This is a genomic window from Deltaproteobacteria bacterium (assembly GCA_016931625.1).
In the GTDB taxonomy this organism is placed as follows: Bacteria; Myxococcota; XYA12-FULL-58-9; order XYA12-FULL-58-9; family JAFGEK01; genus JAFGEK01.
Window position 1 is genome coordinate 1 of sequence record JAFGEK010000198.1, and the last position, 9222, is coordinate 9222.

General features: G+C 38.5%; 8 protein-coding genes and 1 pseudogene. All 9 read left to right on the top strand.

Annotated elements, in window-relative coordinates:
• The first annotated feature begins 177 nt into the window (after positions 1 to 177).
• Positions 178 to 348, top strand: a pseudogene (locus tag JW841_16500) (hypothetical protein).
• Between the two features lie 372 nt (positions 349 to 720).
• Positions 721 to 1290, top strand: a complete 570-nt coding sequence (locus JW841_16505) for a DUF488 domain-containing protein (GenBank protein ID MBN1962535.1) — start codon at positions 721 to 723, stop codon at positions 1288 to 1290.
• Positions 1278 to 1763: a DUF488 domain-containing protein gene (locus tag JW841_16510; protein ID MBN1962536.1), complete on the top strand. Its 486-nt coding sequence runs from the start codon at positions 1278 to 1280 to the stop codon at positions 1761 to 1763. Before JW841_16505 ends, JW841_16510 begins: the two co-directional genes overlap by 13 nt.
• On the top strand, positions 1760 to 1990 hold the full coding sequence (locus JW841_16515; GenBank protein ID MBN1962537.1) for a hypothetical protein: 231 nt from the start codon (positions 1760 to 1762) through the stop codon (positions 1988 to 1990). The genes JW841_16510 and JW841_16515 overlap by 4 nt, the downstream gene beginning before the upstream one ends.
• Before the next feature lie 869 nt (positions 1991 to 2859).
• Positions 2860 to 3153: a hypothetical protein gene (locus tag JW841_16520; protein ID MBN1962538.1), complete on the top strand. Its 294-nt coding sequence runs from the start codon at positions 2860 to 2862 to the stop codon at positions 3151 to 3153.
• Positions 3154 to 3396: 243 nt separating this feature from the next.
• On the top strand, positions 3397 to 4209 hold the full coding sequence (locus JW841_16525; protein MBN1962539.1) for a DUF3883 domain-containing protein: 813 nt from the start codon (positions 3397 to 3399) through the stop codon (positions 4207 to 4209).
• Between the two features lie 161 nt (positions 4210 to 4370).
• Complete coding sequence (locus tag JW841_16530; protein MBN1962540.1) at positions 4371 to 6506, top strand: RHS repeat-associated core domain-containing protein; 2136 nt, start codon at positions 4371 to 4373, stop codon at positions 6504 to 6506.
• A gap of 350 nt (positions 6507 to 6856) precedes the next feature.
• Entirely contained in the window at positions 6857 to 7642 is a 786-nt protein-coding gene (locus JW841_16535) for a hypothetical protein (protein MBN1962541.1), read from the top strand.
• A gap of 2 nt (positions 7643 to 7644) precedes the next feature.
• Positions 7645 to 8817 (top strand): hypothetical protein, encoded by a 1173-nt coding sequence (locus tag JW841_16540; protein MBN1962542.1) that lies wholly within the window; start codon positions 7645 to 7647, stop codon positions 8815 to 8817.
• The last annotated feature ends 405 nt before the right edge of the window (positions 8818 to 9222 follow it).

A 9222-nucleotide genomic window follows, 5' to 3' on the forward strand; every position in this document is an offset into this window, starting at 1 on the left:
CATGACAAACTACTACACCTTGCCCATGTTGATCGCGGACATTTACCCGTGCTTATACTGCGGACATATACCGTATCAGTAACACAACAAATATTGACCTTGCATCATTGCAACAACTGCTAGATGATAAAGAATTGGGCGATAGCCCACGCAGCACGGTAGCACTAAGAGTATCAATACGCCCCAAATTGTGGTCGCTTTACCACGCCCGACCCCGTAACCCAAGCAGTATATTTTTGCCAATCCTTTAATTGTTATGCTTATGCGTTTAACAACCCTTTAAGTTTTATTGACCCTACTGGTTATGACAACGAAAGCATGACCAGCGATCCAGTGTCCGCATTTTGAATTTAATTGCTTTGAAGTGACTATTCAGCGTGAAAAAGGTTTGTTTTGCTTGAAGACATTCTAGAGATCACTGAGGATGGCGTTCAATATATGCCTTTCTCTGAGTTTATAGATGCAATAATCAAATCTTAATAGAAATGATAAATTATCAGGATGATAAACAAAAACCTAAAAAATAAATTGACGCAAAATCCGGAAAAATTTAAATTTTATAACACATAAAACAAGTTATACCATGATGTTGGGTAATATAACATATAAAAGCTATAACTGTCTTAGTGCATAATATGACTAATGTTCTAATATTTATTCATATTATTATCACTAATTATTATGTTAATATATGCATGTCTTCGTGCTACATGGTGATTCATGGAAGCAAATCTAAAGGGCAATATTTTTACAATCGGTTATGGTGCTCAAACACCAGCAACACTGCTTAAACATCTTAAAAGGGCTAAAATTAAATATGTTGTAGATGTAAGATCTATACCATATTCAAGATATCAACCCGATTATTCGAAAGAAGTTTTTGAACAGTTTCTTGATAAAAATGGTATGCGATATGTATTTATGGGAGATTTACTGGGAGGGCGCCCGAAAGACGATGATTGCTACATTGATGGCAAAGTAGCCTATGCTAAAATACGAAGCAAAGAATATTTCAAACGAGGCCTAGTTCGTATTATCAATGCATTTAAACAAGGCTTAAATATCTGCTTATTATGCAGCGAAAGTAAACCTACTCAATGCCATAGAGCAAAATTAATTGGCTGCGCTTTATCAGATGAAGGGGTTCAAGTTTTACACCTTCTTCCTAATGGAACAAGCTGTACACAGCAAGAAGTAGTTAGAGAGCTAACAAAAGGTCAGCAGAACTTGTTTGCTGAGCATTTTGTTTCGCGTAAAGTCTACAAGCAAGGGCATGTATGCGAATCTTGACAATTGGTGGTTATGGATTCACCGAAGATAAATTTATCCATACGTTGAAATCAGCTGATGTAGATATTTTAGTAGATATACGACAGCGTCGTGGTCTGCGTGGTTCGCGCTATGCATTTCTTAATAGTAAACGGCTTCAAGCAATTTTGAATTCAGCGAATATTAGATATTTATATGTTCGTGAACTTGCCCCAACTTCTGAGATCCGTGAGACGCAAAAGCGTGAAGATGCTAATTCGAAGACATCCAAACGTGATCGTTTGCATTTGTCTCCAAATTTCGTAAGCAAATATCAAAATGCAATTTTATCCACTTTTGATTTTACCAACTTTCAACATAGTTTAATTTCAGCTCAAGCTATTGCGTTTTTTTGCGTTGAAGGGGCTCCTGAAGCATGTCATCGCTCTCTTGCTGCTGAGCATATTGCAAGCTTATTTGATGAGAACATACAAGTGGAGCATTTAATTCCATGAAAGTGCTAATTGTCGCTAAAACAAGATACGGCAATGATTGTTGCATTGGTGCTCTAACATATAAAGGTAAAAGCCTTCGCTTAAAAGAACTTGATGAGTCTTTTCCACCACAAAACATGTATTCAGTTGGTGATATTTGGGAAGTAAAGACACAGAAATCCAATCAGCTTACCCCGCCACATATTGAAACTGTTTTAGTGACAACTCGAGATAAAATCGGCTCATAGCAAAATATAAATAAAATAATTAGATCGATTATTAAAACCCCGTGGATAGGTGATATTACGTCTCTATATGAAGGAAAACTTAAATTTGAAAATGGCAGCGGTTATATTGAAAAGCCAAACATTCCTGATTGTAGTACGTGGTTTTGGCTCCCTGATAAAGATCTTGTTTTAAATGAGTCTAATTTTAATAATAAGGTTAAATATTATTATAAATATGATGATACCCATAAATTGAAATACGTAGGTTTTGTTAAGCCAATCCCAACTCTATTTGCACAAACTCTCGTTCGAGTGTCACTCGCGGGCTGGTGGCAGAAAGATAGCGATGTACCCGAACGATGTTATTTACAACTTTCAGGATGGTACTTATAAACAAGGACTCAGTACTCATTATTATTGATATGCATGTTAATTGCCTTTTTTAATAGTAAGTGTGTAATAACCTATGTTGATGCCTACATTAACTAAAACTAAGGTTTGACAAATTAAAAAGTGTAAGACTCACAACAGTTAATAAACAATAAAGATATAACGAATAGATATAAATATACTCTATCGTTGTATAATGAAATACAACGCAAACGGTACGTAGCTAATAAAATGAATTTAAAAAATAATTTTATTATTGACATATGAACACCAACATGATCACATCAGCATTGTCTATAAATTAAGCAATAAACAAGAAGGGGGATAATCAACAAAACAAATTTAAAACAATTGTAGCGGCGCTATGCATGGGCGAAATAAGCGTTGCTTCTACCCGCGCCCAAAGAAGTGTTTTTATTATTTCAAGCGAGGAACATTACGGTTGCACCCGTAATGCCCCTCTAAGTTTCACTTGCCTACACAGGAGGCCGTAAAACCTAATGAGTGATCAAACTCGTCGTTCACCTAGAGTCAAGTCGTCTTCACGTAAAAATAAGCAACAAATAGATCATGTCAATCAGATCAGCGATCAAAGCTTCGAACAATATATCGCCAAATATTTTAATCGGCGCAATTGCAATCGTGAAAAAGTAATTCAAACTATTAGCTATTTATGGCGTCAATATACCATGAACTTAGAAATGCTTGGTGAGCTAGCAGCATTGTGTGCTACTTATCATGAAAAAGCACAGGTTTATGCTGAGCGTGTTGAAAAGCGTTTTAGTGAATTATAACATTATAAGTATTAGATAACTTTTATCTAGAAATACTAAAGCTTGTTTAAATCGCTAATTAGCAACATCAGTATCATTGAGTAGTTATATTGCATAATAGGTGAGCAAGTAGTGGAAATCTGCAGTCAGGAGATATTTATTGGAAGTATTTGTGTCTAGACTTATTAATGACGGTTGAGTCATAATTTGTAATTAATTTCATTAGTTAGAATCTGGATCGTTGAAGCCCAGAGAGAATTGGCGATGCGCTATTGGGTCTATAAATGCAATGTAACGGGGCAATATAGCTACTTTGGCGATTGGGATGAAGTGTTTAGTAATATGCAACCATCAGCTTGGGGTTCTGCGGAGGAGAATAAAGCACTAGGCAAATTGCAAGATGGAGACTTAGTACTTGCATACCAGACGGACCGTAACGAACTCGTAGGAGTTGCTCGCGTTGAGGGCTTTAAGGGCAAGCTAAATAATAAGAATTTATTTTTAAAACCAATAGAAGAAATTCGGGTTAGGGTACGGCCTTTGAAAAAGGCACATCAAGATGTAGCTCGTATACCAGCGTTAACGCAAGGGCCGATACAAACAATATACGATATAACTGATGCTGATGCAGAGCTACTCTTGGCAGTAGCGCGCCAAAACGCTGAGCGCCAATATGCTGACCAAGGTTATGCAGTGTCGTCTCATGAGCGTCGTGCTATTGAAAATTGGTCAATGCAGCAAGCTCGAAAATATTATGAGTCAAAATGTTTCAATGTGAAAGATGTTCATGCAAATAAGCCTTTTGACTTGGAGTGCCAGCGTGGCAACAAAACAATTTATGTTGAGGTGAAAGGAACTCGTGGCAGTGGTGAAACGGTGTTGTTGACTCGGTGTGAAGTCCAGCATGCCCAAAAGCATCCGCGTAATTCAGCGTTGTTCGTAGTATTTAATATACAGCTTAAAGGGCGCGGTAAAAATGTTGTTGGTTATGGAGGGCGACAAGTGGTTTTTTATCCATGGTGTCCAAAGAAATCAGACCTGCAGCCGTCGCAGTATACCTATCGAGTGAAGAGTTAAACCAAAGCGGCAAGAGATCTTAAGTTACCTATGTGTTAAGGTTATAACAATCGCATAGCATATTTTAATGGTACACGAATATAACATGTTGAAGCAAAAAATGAAGTTACATTATAAATGAAATAATGCAATGCATGCAAAATGAGGCCACTTATAACTCCATGAGCCCCCGAGCCACCATCGACACTGAAGGTGGCTTAACCCGCTATTATTATGACGGCAGTGGTAAATTATGGCATGTGCTTGATGCAATGGGCAATGACACGCGCATACTTAACGATAACTATGGCCGCAAAGTTGAAGTTGTTGACCCTGATTTAGGCTTAAGCAACTTTAGCTACAATGCCTTTGGTGAGTTAATAGCAACAAACAATACTCTTGAAAGCGTGCAATTAACCTATGATGAATTAGGTCGTTTAACTAGCCGTCAAGCGAGCTACCTATATAGCAATCGTGTTGCTGAAACCTCAACCTGGGTTTATGACAACGCTTCTGGTGCAGGCATTGGCAAGCTACATATTGCCACAGCCCCTGATGGTCACCGCAGCCTCTATGAATATGACAATTTTGGTCGTGCCATTTTAGCCATTAACGAAGTCTCACTTGCGGGCACTATAACAAACTATGACGTATATACTGAGTATGATGTGCTTGGTAGGCCTTTGCGTGTTACTTACCCAACAGCATTGGGTGAGAGTCTAGTGGTGCAATATCAATACGATGCTTATGGTCCATTAACTGCCATAGTGCCATTAGAGGGTTTTGCTGGTGTTAACATAAATGCCAATAGTGGTGCCTTATGGCAACTTGATGCAGTTGATGCACGCGGCAATAATCTGCAAGAAACTTTTGGCGATAACACCAGCACCATTCGCAGCTACTATGAGCGCAGTGGTCGTGTTAACGACATAATTACCTTTGCATCTGACAATGCCATATTACAGCACCAAATACACACTTGGGATAGCAATGGTAATTTAGCCACTCGTGACAATGCTCTTATAGCAAATAGCAATGAGAGTTTTGCCTATGATAAACTCAATCGCCTAACCCAGGTGCAAACGGGCGCTGCCGCAACAACGGCACAATCAATACAGTATAATGCAATGGGCAATATTTTATCGCGCTCAGATATTGGTGATTATGCTTACAATGCTACCCAACCACATGCCGTAACCCAAGCAGGTAGTGAAACTTATAGTTATAATGAACTTGGGCAACAAATATCACGCACTAACAAGGGCCAAACCTTTATCACGAGCTACAATGCTTGGGGTAAATCCCATGAAGTACATGTTGGTTCAGCCTCTGGCTCGTTATTAGCTAGCTATAGTTATACAGCCGACGGTGAACGCTTAATTAAGCAAAGCACAACTGAAACCACAATTTATATTGGTAGTTTATATGAGCTACATATAAATAACGCTGGCACCAATGAGCAGTTTAATATCATAGCCGGTGATAAAATAGTGGCGGTAGCTAGACGCAATAATGCTATCCAAACAGATATTGCTTATCTTCATACTAATCATTTAGGCTCGCCAGAGTTGCTCACCGGTGCTATAAGCGGCGCTGTTTATCAGCAGTTTGACTATTGGGGTAAACAAATCGTTAAGCCGTCATTAGATGAACTCAAAGGCCAAGGCTTAGGCTATACTGGTCATGAAACAGAAGATGAGCAAGGGCTTATCAACATGGGTGGGCGTCAATACGACCCAAATTGTGGCCGTTTCACCACCGCTGACCCCGTAACCCAAGCAGTATATTTTAGCCTATCACTTAATCGTTATGCGTATGCGTTTAACAACCCCTTAAGCTTTATTGACCCTACTGGTTATGACAACGAAAGCATGACCAGCGACCCTTGGGATATGGCGTCGTATGACTTTGATGACTCATATGCTTGGAGCGAAGATTCATCAGGAAATTGGGTTGAAGTTTATGAATATGAGCCCACCAATGTTTCAATGCCCAGCATGCCTAATGACAATGCGGTTGTTACTAGCCAAGATTTCTCACATGGCAGCAATGCTATGGGGCCAACTGCTGGTATCGATCCGGCGTCAACACCAGTTTTATCTGCTTATAGCCCTGGTTCTCTTGTTAACCCATACATGAGCTATGGTGCGAGCGCCGAAGATTTATATTCAGCGCGAGTTGCTGGCGCTACGATGGGAATATTGACGGTATCGAGTTTCGGTATTCTTGGTGAGCCGAGTTTAAATGACCTACCGTTGACAAAAGAAGCCGAGCAAATGAAAACCTCGGGTGAATGCTGGATACATGAAGATGCGTAGGCGAATGCTTATCTTGTTGAAAAGCGTTGTAAGGTGTACGAATGCGAGTGCGCTAAATAATTTTTGTATATGAATTTTAACTAAACAAGTCATTTGCCAGGTGATGTAAAAAACATAATTATGCTTTCTACATCGCCTGGCTTATTTGTGTTTAAATTACAATTGTTCATATTGACAAATGCCAATGAGCATGCTGCTATGATTGTTTGTGTTCGTTAATCAACTGGGGAGGGAATAGATAACTACTTTTTCATTAAGTAAATCATATTTTGAAGCTTTAAATTAATTCGTCAATAGTTACAGGTATAACTATGAATGCATTATTATATGTTGTCACATCATTTTTAATTGTGAGTAACGGCAATAACAATATTGACACGAGTGAAGAGCAAGCTTCATTACAACAAATAGAATTTGATTTAGGTGGTTATACCTCTAATCGGCATAATTCACGCACACTGATAATAGTGCCAGTGCTTTCGGGTGCATATGCAATAAATCATTTTTTGCAGGTAAGGGCGCAGTGGGGCGTTGTGAGTTGTAATCAAAAAAGCAATACATCCAGCACAAGAACGGCTAATTTAGGTAATCCATTTCTTTCATTCATATGGTCTCCAGAGATTTTTACAGGTATCACCAGCCAAATCAGTGCTGGCTTTACTATACCAATTGCTCATTTACCGAATAACGCATCTACACGAAATGAACGTGATGCTTATGCTTTTGCCAGTGCTCTAAAAGGGCTTAAAAGTATGTGGCTATGGTCGCCAGATCGCTTTGCTTTCGCTGTGCCACTAACACTACAATGGCGTGCATCTCTATTTGCTATTATTAACTTAGATACTAGTGCTGCAGTTATGCTGCCAACAAAACAAAGCAGTAATAATCGAACAGATGCTATTTTTGAATTTGGCGCTGAAATTAAAACTCAATCACCTCTGTCGTTGGGTTTTCGCATTCAAACAGTTACAATAATTACCCTCCCAACTGATCGCTTGCAGCTATCAGTCTCTTCTTTTTTAGAACATGAAAGAGAATTTGTTACAGCACGTATAGAATTATCAATGCCTGTTGGTGATCCACTGGCTGTATTTAATTATTGGTTTGCAAATTTGACAACAACTTTTAGGTTTTAATTATGTCTTCGCATCTTGCTAAAATTATATTTTGCACCGTTGGCTTTATATCTGCCTGCGGCGAAGTATCTGTTTGTGATATTCGACAAAAAGACTGTCAAAATAAAACATTTTATGCCGTCTTAGCTGAACGTGACGAACCATGGGATGCTTGGTCACAGCCGCCATCAATTAGAGTGATATCTACAACAGAATATGAAAATGAACTGCTGGCACAACAAACAACAGATGCAAACACTGCCAATCATTGGGATACCGCTTTAAAGCTTTTAGGATTTGTTAAACCAGAAGTTGACCTTGATTCTGCAACCATTGAGACTCAGGTGAGTTCAATAATTGCATATTATTCATTAAAGAATAAAAATGTAACAATTATTGATCATGGTGATACTTATAACGAATATCAAGCTTTTATATCTTTAGCGCATGAATTAGTACATGCGATACAAGATCGATATCGCGAGCTCGAAATAATAAATACAGAAAAAACAGCCGACGCTTTATTTGCCCGCCGTAGTATTATCGAGGGTGAGGCCGTTTTATATTCAAATCTTGTGGGATTACATGCCAAAAAGCAAAGTTTTAACGATGTTGATTGGAATGAATATTATTCTCAAATGCTATCAAAGGCACAATCATTAGTGTTCGAGTCAATACATCCTTTATATTTTGCGTTATATAACCTATGTTATCCATTAGGTGGCAGATTTATTACTGATGCATATGGTTTTGGCGGTCCGCCAGCGACAAAACAACTATTCACCAAGTTTCCGTCATCAGCTTTAGCAATAATGTCTGGATATCATGCAGATGTGCCAATTTATACAATGCCTTGTCAGGCTACTACGCCAAATGACTATACACAAAAAGGACTCGATGAATTTGGTCCTATGGGTGTATTTGCTATTTTAGCGATAGAAAATAATTCTATTGAGCAAGCTGATGAGTTATCTAGACAGTGGCGTGGTGATCGGGTTTCTGTTTTTCGTAATGATGACAATGTCATAGTAGTTTGGCGCATTCGTTTTAGTTCGAGTGCAATGGCAAGTACATTTATAAGTAGGATAAATACAGCAAGTGCTTTTCTTACAGAGTCAGAAAATAATGAAGTAATTATTGCAAGAGCCACTGATATAAATATTTTATATAATTGGAACGCAATAGCATGTGAATAACTTTTTAAAAATGGGTGTTAGACAATAGCAAATTGACAGATGATCACCAACATGATCACATCAGCATTGTTTATTAATTAAGCAACAAACAAGAAGGGGGATAATCAAAAAAACAAATATAAAAAGTTGTAGCGGCGCTATGTATGGGCGAAATAAGCTTCGCCTCTACCTGCGCCCAAAGAAGTGTTTTTATTATTTCAAGCGAGGAACATTACGGAGGCAACCGTAATGCCCATCTAAGTTTCACATGCCTTATAAGGAGGCTGTAAAACCTAATGAGTGATCAAACTCGTCGTTCACCTAGAGTCATATATGGCTTAGCCCTTCGTTGTTAATTCTTGCGGCAAAAGCTTGTGGAGCTTCATCAAGCCAAACTAAATCAGTTTTTAATAAGGTTGGTTTGCC